This is a genomic window from Corallococcus caeni, from assembly GCF_036245865.1.
In the GTDB taxonomy this organism is placed as follows: Bacteria; Myxococcota; Myxococcia; order Myxococcales; family Myxococcaceae; genus Corallococcus; species Corallococcus caeni.
In genome coordinates this window covers 727,555-745,834 of sequence record NZ_BTTW01000001.1, presented here as the reverse complement: position 1 = coordinate 745,834, position 18,280 = coordinate 727,555, and the positions used below count along the sequence as shown (strand labels likewise).

The following is an 18,280-nucleotide window of genomic DNA, read 5'->3' as shown; positions in this document are numbered from 1 at the left end:
GAGGAGGCCATGGCCAGCGACGAAGAGGCGGACATCGCCATCGCCATCAAGTACGACAACAAGGCGGACGGCGCCCCGCGCGTGGTGGCCAAGGGGATGCGCCTCAAGGCGGAGAAGATCCGGGAGATTGCCAGGCAGTACGGCATCCCGGTGATGCGCAACGTCTCCCTGGCGCACGCCCTGTACCGGGTGGACGTGGGCCAGGAGGTCCCCGAGGAGCTCTACGACGCCGTCGCGGAGGTGCTCAACTTCGTCTACGCGCTCCAGCGTGAGCACCAGGGGGGCGGGCGCTGAAGGGGGGCTGGACGCGGGCCCCCCACCTGTATTGAAGTCGGCCCACCATGGCCAGAATCAACAATCAGCCCCCCAGCACCGCGCTTTGGCCCTGGGGCGGCCCCCGGAGTGTCCGCGAGCGGCTGGTGGACCCCTCCCAGCTCGACCGGGCGAAGAAGGCGCGCAAGGCCGGCAACATCAAGAACCCGTCGCTGCCGTCGGCGGCGCTGCTGGACTTCATCGGGCCCGCGCATTCCTCGGAAGAGCTTCGGCTGCCGCTGCCGCCGCACCCGGGTGGGCACGACGCGGACCTGGAGGGCTTCAGCGACCGGCCCCACCTGGCCAGCGTCGCCGGCCGCGGGGACGACGGGCAGCGCCGCATGCTGGAGCGGGGCCTGTCCAAGGTGAATGCGCCGCCGGAGCGCCTGGAGCGCCTCAAGGCCCTGCTGCAGCGCGAGTCCGCGATGCTCGGCCTGGTGGACCAGGTGAGCGCCGAGTCGCAGGAGATCATCCGCCGCATGTGGGAAGAGCAGAAGGACGAGGGTTACTGACGCATGGCGGCGCTGGACCCCGAAGATCCGCAGGACGAGGCGAAGCTCACCGCGCTCCTGCAGCGCTGGGCGGAAGGGAAGGCCACGCTCCGCGAGGTGCGCGGCTATTCCAACGACGAGCTCTACGCCATCGCCAAGACGGCCTACTTCTTCTTCTACCAGGGGCGGGTGGCGGAGGCGCGCACGCTCTTCCAGGGGCTCTACGCCGTCAACCCCACGGACGTGTACTTCGCCAAGGCGCTGGGCGTGGTGGAGATGGCCGCGGGCAACGGACAGGGGGCGCTCGCCGCCTTCGACGTGGCCGCGAAGCTGGCCCCGCAGGACCCGGCCGTCTACGTGGGCCGCGCCGAGGTGAAGCTGGCCATGGGCCAGAAGCCGCAGGCGCTGGAGGACCTTCGCCGCGCCGCGGCGATGACGCCGGTGGATGATCCCGTGGTGCGCAAGGCCGGAGCCATGGTCAGCGCGCTCACCCGCCGTTAGCGGTCGCGCGCCGCGGCTCGGGATTCCGGGGCTTGAGGACCTTCAGGTGTTTTTAGGCACCCCGGATCTTCTGCTAGGGTGTTTCATGTCATCCATTTCTCTCCTACCCAAAGGACAGCACAATGACGACCCCGAACCCTGATCCGCGAGTCCCCGCCACGATGCCGCCGGCGGCGCCCGAAGAGGTGACCAAGAAGCGCGACGGCCTCATCTCGGGTCTGGACGCGGCCGCGAAGACCGCGACGGGGACCCTGCAGGCGGTGCTTCGGAAGATGTCCGAGCTGCTCGCGAACACGAAGGACGGCGCGCAGCTGAACATGAACCTCTACGAGGACGTGAAGACGGCCTTCAACCGTCACCTCAAGGAGGCGGAGAAGAACCCGAAGCTGGCGGCGGACATGCCCGCGGTGCTCATCAACGCCGTCGAGTGGATGCAGGAGTACATCTCCTCGCGTGGCTTCGACAGCCCCCCGGCCGCCGCCGCCGCGCCGGCCGCCACGGCTCCGGCCGCCGGAGCGCCGGCCCAGGGGAAGGTGAAGGACGCCTTCGAGAGCTCCAGCGCCGCGAAGAAGCGCGCCGTCCTCACCGGCGACGTGCCGCCGCCGCCCTCGGTCGCCGCCGCCAAGCCCCCGGACGCGCAGGAAGTTCAGAAGGACATGGAGTCCTTCAAGGCGTGGATGAAGAACCCGGCCCTGGGCAAGCTCAAGGGCTAGCCGGCCCTCCGCGGCGGGGGGCTCGCTTTCGGGCTGCCCCCTGTTCCGCGCACGCAACTTCTCGTCCCGTCGGCGGATAATCACCTCAAGATTCAACTTCCTTCCTACGGAGTTCCCCCATGGCTGGTGGAGTGAATGGTGTCGGCGCGGGCAGCGGCGCGCAGCGCAAGCAGTCGACCAACACGGAAGCCCAGAAGCAGCAGGCCGTCCAGGACGCCATCAACGCGTCCGTTGCCCGCATGAAGGAGGACGAGGGCAAGACGAGCTACCTGGGCGAGGGCCGCATCGACAAGGTGAAGGAGAAGGTCGCCGAGGAGATGGAGACGTTCATGAAGGAGAACCCCAACGCCACGCCCGAGGAGATCAAGGCGAAGGCGGAGGAGAGCGCCTCCAAGAACGAGACCAACGCCGGCTTCGAGAAGATGCGCGACGACAACTTCTTCAAGAAGCTGATGTCCCGCCGCAAGGAGCTCATCCGGGACATGTGGGGCTGAGTCGTCCCCTGTATGTGCCGTAGCCCGCGCTGCCGTCCGGTCCACCCAGGGGTGGCGGGCGGCAGTCGTGCTTTGCGGGGCAGGCTAGCGGGCGGGCGCTGGCCTCCGGCTTGAAAGGGGGACTGGCGCCCCGGTTTCTCCGGTAGAACCTAGGCGGGGCGACCGGCTCTTCAGGGACTGGCGCCGGAACGGAGCGGAAACCCAAGGAGGACGCGGATGCGCTGGACGCGAAACGCAGTGGCCTGGAGCCTGGTGGGGTTGATGGGCGTGGTGGGTGGCTGCAGCAAGGACAGTGGTGGCGGCAAGGACGACGGTGGGGGAGGGACGCCGCAGACGGGCTATCTGTCCGGCAAGGTGCTGGACACGCAGGGCCAACCGCTCGCGGGCGCGATCATCACCGCGGACAACACCCAGTTCTACGACTCCAACGTCCAGACGACCTCGGGCTCGGATGGGACGTACCGCGTGGACACGAGCCGTCCGACCGGCACCTGGCACGCCAGCGCCGTCGTGAAGCGGCAGTACAACGGGAAGGAGTACACCTTCGACCTGGATCCGAACGACGACAACGTCTTCGCCGGAAACGAAGGGGCGGTGCGCAACTTCACGTGGAAGCTCACGGGGAAGCGCCCGGATGACCAGGGCTACTACGGTGGGCGGGTGACGGTGTACGTGGATCAGTTCACGGACCCGGCGGATCCGAGCTCGCCCATCACCAGCGAGGACATCGAGCTGACGCTGACCCCCAGCGGAAAGCTGGTGGACGGCACCGACGGGCAGCCCATCACCCAGAAGCTGGTGCGCACGGCGGACGGGGATTCCGTGACGGATGTGCCGGTGGGCCGGTACACGATGTCCGCGCGCTACGTGCAGACCGGGAAGTCGCCTCGTCCGATGCAGGTGCGCATCCGGGACACCGGCCAGTACGCCAGCTCCGTGACGGCGGACTTCGAGAGCGTCCTCATCGGCCGGCACTCGATCGAGCTGAACGCCGAGCTGCCGGAACCCTGAGTCCGCTGCCGTGGACGCCTGGCGGGAGGGATGGAGCCAGCGTCCCTCCGGCCAGGCGGCGCGGTGACCGCGGCCCGCAAAGGCGAAGAGCCGGCCTCCCGTGAAGGAGGACCGGCTCTCGTACGCCCGGGAAAGCGGCGGAATTACTTGGTGTTGCCGATGATCGACATGGCGATGTCGCTCAGCTTCTTCATGATGTTGGAGGCGAAGGCGGCGGCCTCCTGCTGCTTCTGGAGCATCAGCTGCGCCTTGGCGCGGGTCAGGTCGTCACCCTTGAGGCCCTTCAGGGTGGCGGACTCGGTCTCGTTCAGACCCTGCGAGGCGTTGAAAGCGGAGCGAACTGCAGAGCCGGCGACGTCAGCGTTCATGGGAGACTCCGAAGGTTGGAAGCGGGTGGGTACCGCGAAGCTGCTTACAAAAGGATTATCCGGGCGAGCATTCCGGAGTTTCCTCCGGCCTTTTCTTCCTGATTTTTCCCTGCCCTGGTGGGGCGCGGTGGCCGCGGGGCGCACGAGCCCGCAAAAGCGAAGAGCCGGCCTCCCGCGAAGGAGGACCGGCTCTCGTGCGCCCGGAAAAAGCGGCGGAATTACTTGGTGTTGCCGATGATCGACATGGCGATGTCGCTCAGCTTCTTCATGATGTTGGAGGCGAAGGCAGCGGCCTCCTGCTGCTTCTGGAGCATCAGCTGCGCCTTGGCGCGGGTCAGGTCGTCACCCTTGAGGCCCTTCAGGGTGGCGGACTCGGTCTCGTTCAGCTCCTGCGAGGCGTTGAAGGCGGAACGAACTGCAGAGCCGGCGACGTCAGCGTTCATGGGAGACTCCGAGGGTTGGTGCGGGTGGGTACCGCGAAGCTGCTTACAAAGAGGATTATCCGGGGCAGGGCCGAAGAGTTTCCTCACCCCTATTTTCTCCCGAATTTTCCCCGGGGATCCAGGGGGGGCCTCCGAGAAAGCCCGCAAAAGCGAAGAGCCGGCCTCCCGCGAAGGAGGACCGGCTCTCGTGCGCCCGGAAAAAGCGGCGGAATTACTTGGTGTTGCCGATGATCGACATGGCGATGTCGCTCAGCTTCTTCATGATGTTGGAGGCGAACGCGGCGGCCTCCTGCTGCTTCTGGAGCATCAGCTGCGCCTTGGCGCGGGTCAGGTCGTCACCCTTGAGGCCCTTCAGGGTGGCGGACTCGGTCTCGTTCAGCTCCTGGGAGGCGTTGAAGGCGGAACGAACTGCAGAGCCGGCGACGTCAGCGTTCATGGGAGACTCCGAAGGTTGGAAGCGGGTGGGTACCGCGAAGCTGCTTACAAAAGGATTATCCGGGTGAGCATTCCGGAGTTTCCTCCGGCCTTTTCTTCCTGATTTTTCCCCGCCCTGGTGGGGCGCGGTGGCCGCGGGGCGCACGAGCCCGCAAAAGCGAAGAGCCGGCCTCCCGCGAAGGAGGACCGGCTCTCGTACGCCCGGGAAAGCGGCGGAATTACTTGGTGTTGCCGATGATCGACATGGCGATGTCGCTCAGCTTCTTCATGATGTTGGAGGCGAAGGCAGCGGCCTCCTGCTGCTTCTGGAGCATCAGCTGCGCCTTGGCGCGGGTCAGGTCGTCACCCTTGAGGCCCTTCAGGGTGGCGGACTCGGTCTCGTTCAGCTCCTGCGAGGCGTTGAAAGCGGAACGAACTGCAGAGCCGGCGACGTCAGCGTTCATGGGAGACTCCGAAGGTTGAGGCGGGTGGGTACCGCGAAGCTGCTTACAAAAGGATTATGGCGGATCAGGGGCCGGAAGTTTCGTCCCCATTTTCCGATCATTTTCCTACCCGGGAGCAGGGCGCGAGGTCCGGACGTGGGCGTGCGGACGCACCCTCTTTGAAGGTTCTGCCGATAACAGCTTAAAGTGTCCGCGCCCGGCACCCCTCCCGTCCCTCAAGAGGCGGTTTCCGGAGCACGACTTCCTGTCCTCCCTCTGAGGGACCCGCGCTGATGACGACCGAATCCAAGGCTCCGGTGTCGAACGACAACGAGAAGCCCCTGTCTGGACCGGAGATGCTCGAACGGGCCACGGAGGGCTTCAATCTCTTCCAGGACGGGAACTTCAGCGAGTCGCTGGCCATCTTCGAGAAGCTCTCCGCCATGGACGCGGGCGAGGCCTACTTCCAGACCGCCCTGGGCGCCTGTCACCTGGCGCTGGAAGACCTGGACTCCGCCGTGGCGTGCTTCAACCGCGCCATCGAGCTGGATCCCACCGACATCACGCCCTTCGTCAACCGGGGGGAGGCGTTCCTGCGCCAGGGCCGGACGATGGAAGCGGCCCGCGACTTCCAGAACGCCGTGTCGCTGGACCCCGAGGACAAGGACCCCTTGAGCCGTCGTGCGCGCATGCTGGCCGCCGCGGCCCTGGAGAGCTCGGACGAGGCTTCGGAAGCCGAAGCCCCCGAGGACCGCTCGTAGGCTGACCGCAGGCTCCCTCTCCGGACAGGGGAGGGATGGCCCCCCCTTGGGCTCGGGGGCGGCCACGGATTAGGATGGCGCCGCCGATGGCCAACGCCGATCCGAACAGCTTCCTGAACAAGTACTCCGACATCGTCCTGGCCGTGGTCGTCGTGGCCATCGTCGCGATGATGATCGTCCCGCTGCCGACGATCATCCTGGACGTATTGCTGACGCTGAACATCAGCCTCTCGGTGATCCTGCTCCTCATCTCCCTCTACGTGCCCAGCGCGCTGTACCTGTCGTCGTTCCCGACGATCCTGCTGATCACGACGATGTTCCGTCTGTCGCTGACCATCTCCACCACGCGACTCATCCTGCTCACCGGTGACCCGGGCGAAGTGGTGGTGGCGTTCGGTAACTTCGTGGTGCAGGGCAACTTCGTCGTCGGCGCCATCCTCTTCCTCATCCTGGTGGTGGTGAACTTCATCGTCATCTCCAAGGGCTCGGAGCGCGTCGCGGAAGTGGCCGCGCGCTTCACCCTGGACGCGATGCCCGGCAAGCAGATGTCCATCGACGCGGACCTGCGCGCGGGTGTGATTGATCAGGACCAGATGAAGAAGAAGCGCCGCGACCTGGAGCGTGAGAGCCAGCTCTTCGGCGCCATGGACGGCGCGATGAAGTTCGTGAAGGGCGACGCCATCGCGTCCATCATCATCACGGTCATCAACATCGTGGGCGGCCTCATCATTGGCGTGACCCAGAAGGGGATGTCCGCCGGTGACGCCGCGCAGAAGTACACGCTGCTCACCATCGGCGACGGTCTGGTGGGCATGATCCCCGCCATCCTCATCTCCACCTGCGCCGGCATCCTGGTGACGCGCGTGGGCGGCGAGGAAGAGGGCGCGCACCTGGGCAAGGACGTGGGCTCGCAGCTCACCGCCTTCCCGAAGGCCATCGCCATCGCCGCGGCCATGCTCATCGGCCTGGGCCTCATCCCCGGCCTCCCCAAGATTCCCTTCTTCCTGCTGGGCGCGGGCGCGGGCTTCGGCGCGTACTCGATGATGCGCAAGCGCGACGAGGCGCTGGCCGCCGAGGAGGCGGGCCCCGCCATGGAGTCCAGCTTCGGCACGCCGGTGTCCGCCGAGCCTCCGCCCAAGGAGCAGCTCAACCCGGACTCGGAGCTGTTCATCCCCGTCGTCACGCCCATCGTGCTGGAGGTGTCCGACGCGCTGGTGCCCTTCGTGGACTCGCGGCAGGACGGCGGCAAGTTCCTCTTCGAGCTCATCCCGTTCATGCGCGACGGCCTCTTCGTGGAGCTGGGCGTCCGCTTCCCCGGCGTGCGCGCGCGCGGCAACGGCGGCCTGCCGCCCGGGGCCTACCAGATTCAAATCAACGAGGTCCCCGTCGTCACCGGCCAGGCCACCCTGGGCCACATCCTGGTGAACGACACGGTGGAGCGCCTCAAGCTGATGAACATCCCCGGCTTCGAGGCCATCAACCCCGCGACGCGCCAGCCGGCCGCGTGGGTGCCCGAGCAGTTCCGGGAGACGCTCGAGTCCGCGGGCCTCACCACCTGGGACGTGCCCGGCTACATCATCCTGCACACCGCCGCCGTGCTGCGGAAGAACGCCCGTGAGTTCGTGGGCGTGCAGGAGACGCAGACGATGCTGGAACAGCTGGAGAAGGCGTTCCCGGCCATCGTGAAGGAGGTGGTCCCGAAGATCGTCAACGTGCTGAAGCTGACGGACATCCTCGGGCGCCTGGTGGAGGAGGAGCTCTCCATCCGCGACCTGCGCGGCATCCTCCAGGCCCTGTCGGAGTACGGGCAGGTGGAGGCCGACAACGTCATGCTCACCGAGCATGTCCGCGCCTCGCTGCGCCGCTACATCTCCCACAAGTACGCGCGCGGCACCGGCACGCTGGTGGTGTACCTGCTGGACCCGAACATCGAGGAGGCCATCCGCAGCTCCATCAAGCGCACCTCTGCGGGGGCCCACCTGGCGCTGGAGCCGGAGATCGCCCAGGAGATCGTCGGCGCGGTGCGTTCGGAGTGCGGCCACCTGCCGCCCAGCGCCCAGCGCCCCGTCATCCTCACGGCCATGGACATCCGCCGCTACGTGCGCAAGCTGCTGGAGTACGAGTTCAACCCCTCGTTCTCCATCCTCAGCTACCAGGAGCTGTCCCCCGAGCTGAACATCCAGCCGGTGGCGCGCATCTCCTCCGGCCGGTAGTCCCGCGCCGGAAAGACGAAGGCCCCCGTCTTTCGGCGGGGGCCTTTGTCGTTTCAGGAGGACGCCGTGGCGCGCGAGGTGCGCCGGGGACGCGGCTCAGGCGCCCGCGAGCACGGCGATCATCAACACCAGGAAGCTCAGCCCCACCACGCCCATCACGATGAGCGGGACGAGCTTCTTCTTGTCCGCGAGCGCGGACACGGCCGGGGCGGGCTCGGGTTCCGGCTCCGGCATGGGCGCGTCCTCGCCGCCGTCGGGCTGCGGCTCCTCGGAGGAGGCGGAGCCCTCCTCGGAAGGGGCGGGCTCCTCCGGTGGCGCGGGGGCGGGCTCGGGCTCCGGTTCGGGCTCCGGCGGGGGCGGCTCCTCGCGGCGGGGCGGGGAGGGGCGCGGCGGCGAGGGCGCCGGGGCGACGACGGAGCTCTCCGCGGAGAGGCTCACCGCCGGCTCGTCGGGCGGCTCGGCGGGGTCCACGTAGACGAAGCGGGTGGCGCCAATCTCCAGCTCGTCGCCGTCCTTGAGCGCCTTGCGGTTCACCCGCTTCTTGTTGACCTTGATGCCGTTGCGGCTGCCCAGGTCCTCCACGTGCGTGCCGGACCAGTCCCGGCGCACCTTGGCGTGCTTTCGGGAGACGAGGTCGTCCTTGAGGATGACGTCGGCTTCCTTCTCGTCGCGGCCGAAGACGTGCTCCTGGGCCTCGGAGATTTCGATGCGCTGGCCCTCGCGCGGGCCGTTCATGTAGCGCAGGAAGCGCTCCTCGCCGCCGGAGAGGCCGCGCATCGCGTCCTTCAAGGCGCCGCGTGCGAGGAAGGACGTCTTGTCGCTGACGTCAGGGGCGATCTCCACGACCTTGTCGAAGCGGACGTCGTACTGCGCGATGGCGATGACGTCGCCGTTGCGCAGCAGCTCCTTCTCTCCCTTGGGGAGCACCTTGCCGTTGATCTTCGTGCCGTAGGCGCTGCCCAGGTCCTCCAGGAAGTAGAGGGTCCCCTCCTGGATGATGCGCGCGTGGTTGCGCGACACCGCCTGCTGCGGAAGCACCACCTGGCAGGTCTTGTCCCGCCCCAGGGTGATGACGGAGTCGTCGAGGACGACCTCTTTGCCCGAGGCGCCTCCGGCCTCGCTGCGCTGTGTGACGGTCAGACGGACGCTCATCGCGTGTGTCGCTACCCAGGGGGACGGCTAGAACGAGTCGTTGGCGAGGAATCTCTCACACGTCGTGTACTCGGTGGGGAATTCCTCGGAGGTACCAAACTTCATGAAGTTCTTGCACGCCGTCTGCGCGTGGGTCTGCTTGTGGGCCTCGTTGAAGATCTGGAAGAGGCCGAAGTGGCAGGGCGCGAACTTGGCGTCCAGCTTCACGCACTTGCGGTAGGCGGCTTCCTCTTCGGTGAGCAGGCCCTTCTCGCGGTACTGGCGCGCGAGCAGGTACATGGCCGGGGCGCTGTTCTCCGCCGTCTGGGTGTCCTTCAACTCCTTGAGGGCGGAGTCCGTGAGGGCCACCTTGCGCTGGGCGACGGCCAGGTTGTTCAGGCAGCTGGAGTTCTTCTCATCCAGGCGGGCGCAGTTGCCAAAGGCCTCGCGGGCCTCCGCGAAGCGGCTCTGCTCCATGAGGACGGTGCCCAGGTCGTGCCACACCTCCGCGGAGTCCGGGGTGAGCTGGGCGGCCTGGGAGATGTGCTCGAAGGCAGTCTCCAGGTCCTTGTCCTCGTAGGCCATGATGCCGAGGTTGTGATGGGCGTTGGCCACGTTGGGGTTGACCGCGAGCAGCGTGTCGAACTCCTTCCGGGCCTCCTTCTTCTTGTCCATCTTCATGTAGGTGAGGCCCAGGTCGTAGCGCGACTCCAGGTTGTCCGGGTTCACCTGCAGGGCCCGCTTGAAGTTGTCGTGGGCCTTTCCGTAGGCGCCTTCCTCCAGGTAGAGGACGCCCAGGTTCTGGTAGGCCTGAAGGTGCTCCTGGTTGAAGCGCAGGGCCTTGATGAAGAACTCCTTCGCCTTGCCCTTGTTGCCCGAGTACATGGCGATGAGGCCCTTGTTGGCCCACAGGTCCGCGTACTGGGGGGAGAACTCCAGGCCCAGGTTGCAGTAGGTCTCCGCCTTCTGCAGGTCCCCGTTGGCCATCTCCTGCGCGCACAGCTCATTGTTGATGAGCGCCCGCTCGTGCGGCGGCGGCGTGCTGAGGCAGGCGGTGGTGGAGAGGGAGGCGGCGGCGGTCAGCGTGAGGAAGAGGCGGCGAAGACGCATGGCCGGCCGAGTGTAGGAGAGCGCCACCCCGTGAGGCAACGCCGGCCTTCCGCTGAATCAGCGCTGTTTTCCAGGGGTTAGGCCGGCTGTAGAGTGCGCCGCCATGCGTACCTACCTTTGTGCTTTCGGCTTGCTCGCTGCCCTGCTGGGCGCGGCTCCTGCTCACGCCCAGTTCTCCAACCGCAGCCTGGGATTGTCGCTGGGCTACATGGACTTCAAGGAGACCGCGGGCCTCGCGGGCACGCCGTTCATCGGTCTGGAGGGCAGCCTCTACATCGAGAACGGCTTCGAGGTCGTCTCGCTGTCGAAGCTGATGTTCCCCAAGGACACCTACGCCTCGCCGCAGAAGCGCGTGGTGGGGCTGGCGCCGTCGCTGGGCATCCGCTACCTGCTGCTGGAGGAGAGCATCCGGCCCTACATCGGCACGGACGTGAGCTACCTCATCGTCTTCAAGGACACCGTCAGCAACTTCGTGGGCATCGGGCCCAACGCGGGCGTGGACTTCTTCCTCAGCGACTCGGTGAGCCTGGGCGTGCGCGCGCAGTACAACTTCTACATCGCGCTCAACGAGGATACGCAGACGTCGCTGACGGGCTCCGTGGGCCTGGCGACGTACTTCTAGGGCCGGACGCCGGACGCCCCGGGCGTGCTCCCGGGGCGGGCAGCAGGGCGGCGGCCACGAGCAGCGTCCACTTCTCGTCCGAGAGGTGGGCGGGCTTCTCCATGGCCAGCGAGTCCTGGAGCCGGGCGCCCAGCGCGGAGAACAGCGTGAGCCGGGCCTCCAGCCGCAGCTCCTCACGGCGCAGGGCCGCGGACAGCACCAGCTCGCGCTCCTCGGTGGACAGCCGCTTCACGCGCGAGACGAACAGCGGATCCGCCAGCAGGCCCTCCTCGCCCCGGGTCTCCAGGGCTGAGGGCACCTTGAGGCGCCGCTCGCGCACGACGATGGTGCCGGCCAGCAGATCTCCCAGCCGCTGGTGGGAGCGCGACACGAGCGCCACCGAGCCGCCCACGAGGTAGAGCAGCGGCAGCCGGTCCACCACGCGCGCCAGGTTGCGCAGCGCCGCGTGGTAGAAGCCGATGCGCACGCCGCTCTCCTGGATGACCCGGAGGGACATCACGCGCTTGCCCACCGTCTGGCCCGCCCACGCGGTCTCCAGCGCGATGCCGTAGCCCCAGTCCACCAGGAAGTACACGACGATGCCCAGCGCGCTGGCGAACCCCGGGAACGCGGCCATCCCCACCTGGAAGACCAGCAGCACCACCATCGTGGCGAAGCCCACGATGAGCGCGTCCAGCAGCCACGCGAGGAAGCGCGAGTACACGCCCGCCAGCGTGAAGCGGAACTCCACGTACTCCGGGGTCAGCACCGTGTGGGTGCCGTCGAGCAGGGTGTCGGAGGAGGGCGTCACGGCGCCGCAGTGTACGCCACGCGGACCGCGGGGAGCAGGCGGGCGACCATGCCCGGCCGGAGGGCAGATGCGGGCGGGGCTTGAAGAGTGTTATTCGTGAATAGCGGGCTCCCACGTTATCCTGTCCGCATTCCCGCGCCCGTGGCCTCTTCCGACACCTCATCCTGGAACCGCCGCGTCCTACCGGCGGGTGCGTTCCAGTTCGCGCTCATCGCCGGGGTGACGCAGCTCAAGACGTCCGCGAACGCGCTGGTGCTGTCGCGCTTCGAGTCCCAGGCGCTGCCGTACCTCTACCTCCTGGGTGCGCTGATGACGGCGTCGCTGACGCTGCTGCCGCGCGGCCGCCCGGACGGGCCCACCGAGTCGCCGGGCATCCTCACCGGGGTGGGCGGGGTGCTGGCGCTGGGGCTGGCGGCGGCGCTGTCCGCGGGGCAGCGCATGCCGGCGCTGGCGCTGTACCTGTTCGCGGACTGCTTCAGCACGTTCGTGTCGTTCCGCTTCTGGGGCCGCATGGCGTCCGCGTTCGACGCGCGCGAGGCGCGCCGGGCGTTCACGGTGCTCAACGGCTTCGGCATGGGCGGCGGCATCGCGGGCGGCCTGCTGGTGCAGGCGCTGGCGGTGCGGCTGGGCACGCCCGTGGTGGTGGTGAGCGGCGCGGTGAGCCTGCTGGCCGCGGGCGCCATCTTCCACCACCTGCACAAGGCGGAGCCGGTGCAGCCCTCGCGCCCGCGCTCGTTGCAGGCGTGGTTCCCGGCGTGGAGCTACCTGGGGGAGAGCCCGTACGCGCAGGTGCTGGCGGCGCTGGGCATCGCCTTCGCCGTCCTGTCGTCCTTCGTGGACTACCTCTTCCGCCTGCGCGTGGAGGGCACGCTCAGCGAGGACGGGCTGGCGGCGCTGTTCGGTTCCTTGCAGCTGTGGATTGGCCTGTTCTGCGTGGCCTTCCAGCTGCTCGTGGCGGAGCGGCTGCTCAAGCGCATGGGCCTGCTCATGTACCTGGCGCTGGTGCCGCTGGTGCTCGCGCCGCTGGCGGGCGCCACGCTGGCCACCGGGCAGCTGTGGCCGGTGCACCTGCTGCGGCTGGTGGAGACGGCGGTGAGCTACTCCATCCTGCCGGTGGGCATCCAGCTGCTCTACGCGGCGGTCCCGGACGAGCAGCGCGAGGGCCTGCGAAGCGCGGTGGACGGCCTCTTGCGCAAGGGCGGCGTGGTGCTGGCGGGCCTGCTGCTCATCGGCGCGGGCCGGGGCGCCAACGGCATCACCATGGCGGTGGCGGTGGTGGGGCTGTGCGCCGCGCTGGGCCTGCTGCTCGTGCGCCTCAAGCCCGCGTACCTCACCGCGCTGGGCGAGCAGGTGGGGGCCCACGAAGAGGAGGAGGTCGAGCTGGGCGGCGAGGCGCAGAAGCTGCTGGTGGATGCGCTGGGCGCGCCCACGCCGGAGCGCGTGCTGCGCGCGGTGGACATGCTGGAGCAGGCGGAGGCCGCGCCCCTCCGGCAGCACCTGGCCGCGCTCTTGAGCCATCCCCACGAGCGCGTTCAGGAGCGCGGCGTGACGCTGGCCCTGTCCATGGATGCGCGGGAGCTGGCGCCCATGCTGGAGCGGCTGGTGGAGGAGGGCCCGCGGCGCCCTCGCGACCAGGCCGTGTGGGCCCTGGCGCGGCTGTCTCCGGAGCGCGCGGAGCGGCTCCTGCCGCCCCTGCTCACCAGCCCCGACGTGGGCCTGCGTTGCGCGGCCATTGGCGCGCTGATGCGCACGCAGGGCAACTCCGCGGCGCTGGAGTCCCTGCGCGAGCTGCTGTCGAAGGGGGACCACGCGCCGGTGGCCGAGCGGCGCGAGGTGGCGCGGCTGCTGGGTCGGCTGAAGGATCCCCGGTTCGCGGGGCAGCTGTCGCTGTACCTGGAGGACATGGACATCTCCGTGCGGCGCGTGGCGCTGGTGGCGGTGGGGGAGGGCGGCTACGTGGAGCTGGCGCCGCGCCTGCTGCCGTTCCTCACCTGGCGCGAGGAGCGTCCCGCCGCGCGTGAGTCGCTGGTGCAGCTGGGCGACTCCGTGACGCCGCTCTTGGAGCTCCAGCTCAACAACAAGGCCGCGCCGCTGGCCATGCGGATGCAACTGCCCCGCGTGCTGCGCGGCATCGGTTCCTCCGCGGCGCTCAACGCGCTCTTGTTCTCCAACGTGCGCGACGACGCGGCCCTGCACTTCCGCATCGGCGCGCAGCTGTCGCGCCTGCGCGAGGAGCAGCCGGATCATCCGGTGGACGTGGACCGCATCCACGAGGCGCTGGGCCGCCGCCGCGACACGTACCGCCAGCTGGTGGGGGCCTTCCGCGACGTGCAGGCGGCGCTGGGGCCCCAGTCGCTGCTCACCCGCGCCGTGGGCGACCGGTTGGATCAGGCGCTGGAGCTTTCGTTCTTCCTCCTGGGCCTGCTGCACCCGCCGCAGGCGATGCGCCGCATCCACCAGCACCTGGTGGGCAAGGACTCGCGGCGGCGGGCCTATGCGCTGGAGCTGCTGGAGAACCTGGTGGCGCAGGAGGAGCGCGAGCTGGTGATGGAGCAGGTGGAGGCCCACCACCGCGAGCTTCCGCCGGGAGCACCGGGCCGGCTGTGGCGGCGGCTGGCGAACCTCGTGCAGAGTGAGGACCTGGTGCTGCGCGCGTGCGCCCGCCACGTGGCGCGGGTGAATGGCCTGGACGTGCTCCCGCAGGAGGGTGACATGAGCGATACCATCGTCCAACGGATGTTCGCCCTGGAGGGCGTGAGCGTCTTCTCGCAGAGCGACGTGGACGACATCGCCGCCATCGCGGAGGTGGCGCGCGAGGCTTCCTTCAAGGCGGGCCAGCGGCTCTACAGCCAGGGCGACCCGGGCGACGCGCTCTACGTCATCGTCGAGGGCGCGGTGGACGCGTTCCGCAACGGCGAGCACGTGCTGCGCTTCCAGGCGAAGGAGGCCATTGGCGAGGTGAGCCTGCTCGACGGCGCGCCCCGCCCCACGGACATGGTGGCCGCGGTGGATTCGCGCGTGCTCGTCATCGACCGGCGCGACTTCCTGGACCTGCTGGCGGACCGGCCGGAGCTGCTCACGGGCTTCTTCCGCTCCGTGAGCCAGCAGCTCCAGAGCGTCATCGACCTGCCCGCGCGCCGAGAGGAGGGCCAGCGGCTGGAGCTGGGCGCTCCCCAGCAGCCCGCCGCGCCGCTGGAGGGCATTGGCGGCTTGCCTCCCGAAGGCAACGCGCCCTCCGACGTCTGAGTCAGTCTCCCGCGCCGTGCGGAGGCGGCGGCTCGCCGCTCTTGCGCGCGGGCGGCTGCACCGGGTCCAGGCCGATGAGGTGCGCCGACGCCACCGGGATGAACGGCCGCGTGAAGCAGCGGAACGGCGGGATGCTGCCCACGAAGCGCGTGAACGCGAGCCCCGCGAAGACCCACGGCTGACGCTCCACGGTGGCGATGGGCGCGGCGACGGCTTCCGCCCGGTGCGCCAGCCGCGACACGTACCCGCGCAGCGGCCCCCCCTGCAGGAACGGCAGCGCGCTCCAGATGCGCACGAACCAGGGTGGCCGCGTGACGGGGGCCATCCAGGCGCGGTCGCTCTTGGCGGCGGTGAAGACGAGCAGCCACCAGAAGCCCCAGAGGCTGCTGACCAGCGTGAACGAGTTCGGGATCCAGCACAGGGGGACGCAGAGCAGCAGGAGCGCGGGGACTCCCATCACGAACAGCAGGAAGGCCCTCCAGCGGCGCTGGAGCTTGGCGCGCATCCAGGGGACGTTCAGGCGCACGCGCGGGGTGATGTCAGGGTCCTCGGGCGGCACGCCGGTGGCGAGGCTGGCCTCGCGGGAGATGGACGTGTGGTAGTCGCGTGACAGGGCGACGATGATCCACTGCGCCGCGCTCAACGAGCCGAAGAAGAGCGCCCAGAACTCCCAGCTGCCCAGGAAGAAGACGCCGTCGCGCACCACGGGCGCGTCGATGTTGAACCCCTTCTTCTGGGGCTCCTTCTGGATGCGGGGGCCCTTCGCTTCCTCCTCCGAGATGTCAGCCACGTCCCGGAGGGCCTGCTCGACCTCCGTCCGGATGGCGGCGGAGAGCGAATCACTCTCCGCATCCCCCTCGTCCGTGACCTGTGCGTCCTCGCTCGCGGCGGCCGTGGCCTTCTCGGCGGACTGCCTTTGTTCCTCTGCCGCCGCCTCCTCGGCGGCGGCCGCGGCCTCATCCGCCGCGTCCCCGGCCACGGCGGCGGCTTCATCCGGAGGGAGCTCGCCCTGCTTGCCGGAGTTGACGGCTTCATGGATGAGCGCGCTCAGCGCCGCCTTCACGGCGGCCGCGTCCTCCTTCTCCGAGCCCTGGCCCTTCCGGGCCTTCATCGCGGCCTCCAGCTCCTTCGCCCGTGCCTCGATGCGGGCCTGCGCCCTCTCGCGCGCGGCCCGGGTCTCGGACGTCTCCGGCCGCTTCCGATGCTCCTGTGCGTCGAACTGGTTGAACGCCCAGCCCGCGGCGATGGCCAGCAGGAACGCCGTCTGGAGCGCGGTCACCTTCACGTAGGTGGCGCGGACCGCGGGGCTCGCGAGCGTGACGCGGGCGATGTGGAAGGGCAGGGCCACGCCATAGAAGAACTGGCGGATGCGGCCCGGGGGCAGCTGGCCCTTCGTGGACTGGAAGTGCTCGGCGCCGCCCCGGACCTCGCCCCACAAATCGGAGGCGAAGTTCCGGCCTCGCGAGCCTCCCTGACCCCCGGGAGTCCCGCCGTCCTCATCCTCCTGTAAAGGCTTGAAATCCTTGCCTTTCATGCCCGTCATTGGGTCACGCTACCACGTCGGGGATGTGCTAAAGGCCCGGCCGTGAACCCGAACCCTCTCTCGCTGCGTCCCTTCCGTCGTCCTTCCCGCCAGCTCACGCTGTCGTCCGGCGCGCTGGTCCTCGCCCTGGGAGCCCTCGCGGGTTGTGAGAAGACTCCCCCGCCGGCCCCGGCCACGCCGCCTCCCGCGGCCGAGCCCGCGAAGCCCGCCGTGCCCAACGAGGTGACGGTGCTCGTCACCGGCAGCGCCCGTGGCCAGCTCCTGCCCGTCGAGGGCAAGGGTGGCGCCGCGGAGCTGATGGGCCGCTGGGTGACTGATGAAAAGCACTGTGCCGGTCCGCTGAAGGACGGCCAGGCGACCTGTCCGGATGCCGGCACGCTCGCCCTGACGACGGGCGACCTGTGGACGGGCCCGGCCATCTCCTCCTTCTTCCTGGGGGCTCCGACGGCCGAAGTGATGGGGCACATGGGCTATGCGGCCTCCGCGCTGGGCAACCACGAGCTGTCGTACGCCAAGGATTCCTTCCTGAAGAACCGCGCGGCCGGGGGCTTCCCCTTCCTGGCGGCGAACCTGAAGGTGACGGACGCGTCGCTGGCGAAGGACCTGTCCATGCCCGCGTTCCAGGTCTACGAACGCCGGGGCCTGAAGATTGCGGTGGTGGGCCTCACGTCGCAGAAGACCGTTCGCACGGCGATGTCCGGCCGCGCGGAGGGCCTGGAGGTCACCCCCAACGAGGACGCGCTCAACACCGCGGTCCCCGAGGCGCGCAAGGCGGGCGCGGACGTCGTCGTCATCGTCGCGGACCAGTGCCCCACGGACCTGCAGCCGGTGCTGGCGAAGCACGCGGACTGGAAGGTGTCGCTCGTGGCCGGCGGCCGCTGCGGCACGGAGGCCCCTGGCGTGAAGACGGAAGGTGACACCACCTACGCGTCGCTGGGCCGCGGCTTCGAGTCGTACCTGCGCGCGCAGTTCAAGTTCGACCCGGCGAAGCCCGCGGGCCAGAAGGTGACCGGCGTGGACACGAAGGTCGTCCAGGTGTCCGGTGGCACGCCGGACGCGGAGACGGCGAAGCGCATCGCGGAGTGGCAGGCGAAGGTGGACCAGGCGCTCGGCCGGAAGATCGGCTTCACCAAGACGGGCATCCCGCAGGACTCGCCGCTGATGGCGAAGTGGGTGGCGGGCGCGGTGCGCACGCAGCTGAACACCGACGGGGCCATCCTCAACAAGGGCGGCATCCGGGGCGGCCTGGCCAAGGGTGACGTGACGCTGGGCAGCGTGTACTCGGCCCTTCCGTTCGAGAACTCGCTGCTCACCGTGAAGCTCAAGGGCGAGGACCTGGCGAAGCAGCTGGCGAACCCGGACGCGCTCGTCGCCGGCTTCACCCCGGCGGGCAAGGGCAAGTTCAAGGACGCCAAGGGCAAGCCGCTGGATCCGCAGAAGGAGTACACGGTGGCCACCGTGGAGTACCTGTACTTCGGCGGTGACGGCTTCGACTTCGAGAAGCTGGACAGCGACCCGGCGGAGACGGGCATGGCGTGGCAGACGCCCGTCGTCGAGTGGACCGAGGCCCAGGGCTCCACCGAGGCGAAGCCGCTCGAGAAGCTCATCAAGTAGTCCGCTGGAGTGCTGAAGCACCGGGGCGCCGGAGTCCTCCCTCGAAACGAAGGAGGGCGG

At 69.0% G+C, this 18,280-nt stretch carries 19 protein-coding genes; 11 read left to right on the top strand and 8 right to left on the bottom strand.

Going from position 1 to position 18,280, the window contains the following annotated elements; translation table 11 throughout:
* Window positions 1-9 precede the first annotated feature (9 nt).
* The 6 genes from AABA78_RS03105 to AABA78_RS03080 all read left to right on the top strand — a co-directional run bounded on the left by AABA78_RS03105 (window position 10) and on the right by AABA78_RS03080 (window position 3,522).
* Window positions 10-294 carry an EscU/YscU/HrcU family type III secretion system export apparatus switch protein gene (locus AABA78_RS03105; RefSeq protein ID WP_171420309.1) on the top strand — a complete coding sequence of 95 codons (285 nt, stop codon included), beginning with the start codon at window positions 10-12 and terminating at the stop codon, window positions 292-294.
* A gap of 47 nt (window positions 295-341) precedes the next feature.
* A complete protein-coding gene (locus AABA78_RS03100; protein ID WP_120558041.1) occupies window positions 342-824 on the top strand; it encodes a hypothetical protein in 483 nt (160 codons plus the stop codon).
* A gap of 3 nt (window positions 825-827) precedes the next feature.
* A complete protein-coding gene (locus tag AABA78_RS03095) occupies window positions 828-1,304 on the top strand; it encodes a SycD/LcrH family type III secretion system chaperone (RefSeq protein ID WP_171420310.1) in 477 nt (158 codons plus the stop codon).
* A gap of 122 nt (window positions 1,305-1,426) precedes the next feature.
* Complete coding sequence (locus AABA78_RS03090) at window positions 1,427-2,017, top strand: hypothetical protein (protein ID WP_171420311.1); 591 nt, start codon at window positions 1,427-1,429, stop codon at window positions 2,015-2,017.
* A 119-nt stretch (window positions 2,018-2,136) separates the two neighbouring features.
* Entirely contained in the window at window positions 2,137-2,511 is a 375-nt protein-coding gene (locus tag AABA78_RS03085) for a hypothetical protein (protein ID WP_207055667.1), read from the top strand.
* Between the two features lie 216 nt (window positions 2,512-2,727).
* Complete coding sequence (locus tag AABA78_RS03080) at window positions 2,728-3,522, top strand: carboxypeptidase-like regulatory domain-containing protein (protein ID WP_338261546.1); 795 nt, start codon at window positions 2,728-2,730, stop codon at window positions 3,520-3,522.
* A 143-nt stretch (window positions 3,523-3,665) separates the two neighbouring features.
* Here AABA78_RS03080 and AABA78_RS03075 read toward each other — a convergent pair whose 3' ends face one another.
* The 4 genes from AABA78_RS03075 to AABA78_RS03060 form a co-directional block, all read right to left on the bottom strand.
* Complete coding sequence (locus AABA78_RS03075; RefSeq protein WP_171421844.1) at window positions 3,666-3,890, bottom strand: hypothetical protein; 225 nt, start codon at window positions 3,888-3,890, stop codon at window positions 3,666-3,668.
* 218 nt (window positions 3,891-4,108) lie between these two features.
* Window positions 4,109-4,333 carry a hypothetical protein gene (locus tag AABA78_RS03070; protein ID WP_171421843.1) on the bottom strand — a complete coding sequence of 75 codons (225 nt, stop codon included), beginning with the start codon at window positions 4,331-4,333 and terminating at the stop codon, window positions 4,109-4,111.
* Between the two features lie 211 nt (window positions 4,334-4,544).
* Complete coding sequence (locus AABA78_RS03065) at window positions 4,545-4,769, bottom strand: hypothetical protein (RefSeq protein ID WP_171421843.1); 225 nt, start codon at window positions 4,767-4,769, stop codon at window positions 4,545-4,547.
* A gap of 217 nt (window positions 4,770-4,986) precedes the next feature.
* Window positions 4,987-5,211, bottom strand: a complete 225-nt coding sequence (locus AABA78_RS03060; RefSeq protein WP_171421843.1) for a hypothetical protein — start codon at window positions 5,209-5,211, stop codon at window positions 4,987-4,989.
* Window positions 5,212-5,483: 272 nt separating this feature from the next.
* Here AABA78_RS03060 and AABA78_RS03055 point away from each other — a divergent pair, with 272 nt between their 5' ends.
* Together AABA78_RS03055 and sctV are read left to right on the top strand one after the other, a co-directional pair.
* Window positions 5,484-5,951 carry a tetratricopeptide repeat protein gene (locus AABA78_RS03055; protein WP_171421842.1) on the top strand — a complete coding sequence of 156 codons (468 nt, stop codon included), beginning with the start codon at window positions 5,484-5,486 and terminating at the stop codon, window positions 5,949-5,951.
* Between the two features lie 86 nt (window positions 5,952-6,037).
* The gene (gene sctV / locus AABA78_RS03050) at window positions 6,038-8,164 is read left to right on the top strand and encodes a type III secretion system export apparatus subunit SctV (protein ID WP_338261545.1); all 2,127 of its coding nucleotides are present in this window, start codon (window positions 6,038-6,040) and stop codon (window positions 8,162-8,164) included.
* A 96-nt stretch (window positions 8,165-8,260) separates the two neighbouring features.
* Here the strand turns inward: sctV and AABA78_RS03045 are convergent, their stop codons facing one another.
* Window positions 8,261-9,316: an FHA domain-containing protein gene (locus AABA78_RS03045; protein WP_338261544.1), complete on the bottom strand. Its 1,056-nt coding sequence runs from the start codon at window positions 9,314-9,316 to the stop codon at window positions 8,261-8,263.
* Window positions 9,317-9,343: 27 nt separating this feature from the next.
* The gene (locus AABA78_RS03040; protein ID WP_338261543.1) at window positions 9,344-10,405 is read right to left on the bottom strand and encodes a tetratricopeptide repeat protein; all 1,062 of its coding nucleotides are present in this window, start codon (window positions 10,403-10,405) and stop codon (window positions 9,344-9,346) included.
* 103 nt (window positions 10,406-10,508) lie between these two features.
* Here AABA78_RS03040 and AABA78_RS03035 point away from each other — a divergent pair, with 103 nt between their 5' ends.
* On the top strand, window positions 10,509-11,027 hold the full coding sequence (locus AABA78_RS03035; RefSeq protein ID WP_171419642.1) for an outer membrane beta-barrel protein: 519 nt from the start codon (window positions 10,509-10,511) through the stop codon (window positions 11,025-11,027).
* On the opposite strand, the gene AABA78_RS03030 is transcribed toward AABA78_RS03035, so the two are convergent.
* Window positions 10,969-11,817, bottom strand: a complete 849-nt coding sequence (locus AABA78_RS03030) for an RDD family protein (RefSeq protein WP_338261542.1) — start codon at window positions 11,815-11,817, stop codon at window positions 10,969-10,971. The genes AABA78_RS03035 and AABA78_RS03030 overlap by 59 nt on opposite strands.
* Before the next feature lie 141 nt (window positions 11,818-11,958).
* On the opposite strand from AABA78_RS03030, the gene AABA78_RS03025 reads away from it, so the two are divergent.
* Complete coding sequence (locus AABA78_RS03025) at window positions 11,959-15,063, top strand: cyclic nucleotide-binding domain-containing protein (protein WP_338261541.1); 3,105 nt, start codon at window positions 11,959-11,961, stop codon at window positions 15,061-15,063.
* 1 nt (window position 15,064) lies between these two features.
* Here AABA78_RS03025 and AABA78_RS03020 read toward each other — a convergent pair whose 3' ends face one another.
* Window positions 15,065-16,597 (bottom strand): hypothetical protein, encoded by a 1,533-nt coding sequence (locus tag AABA78_RS03020; RefSeq protein WP_338261540.1) that lies wholly within the window; start codon window positions 16,595-16,597, stop codon window positions 15,065-15,067.
* Window positions 16,598-16,648: 51 nt separating this feature from the next.
* Here AABA78_RS03020 and AABA78_RS03015 point away from each other — a divergent pair, with 51 nt between their 5' ends.
* Window positions 16,649-18,220: a bifunctional metallophosphatase/5'-nucleotidase gene (locus tag AABA78_RS03015; RefSeq protein WP_338261539.1), complete on the top strand. Its 1,572-nt coding sequence runs from the start codon at window positions 16,649-16,651 to the stop codon at window positions 18,218-18,220.
* The last annotated feature ends 60 nt before the right edge of the window (window positions 18,221-18,280 follow it).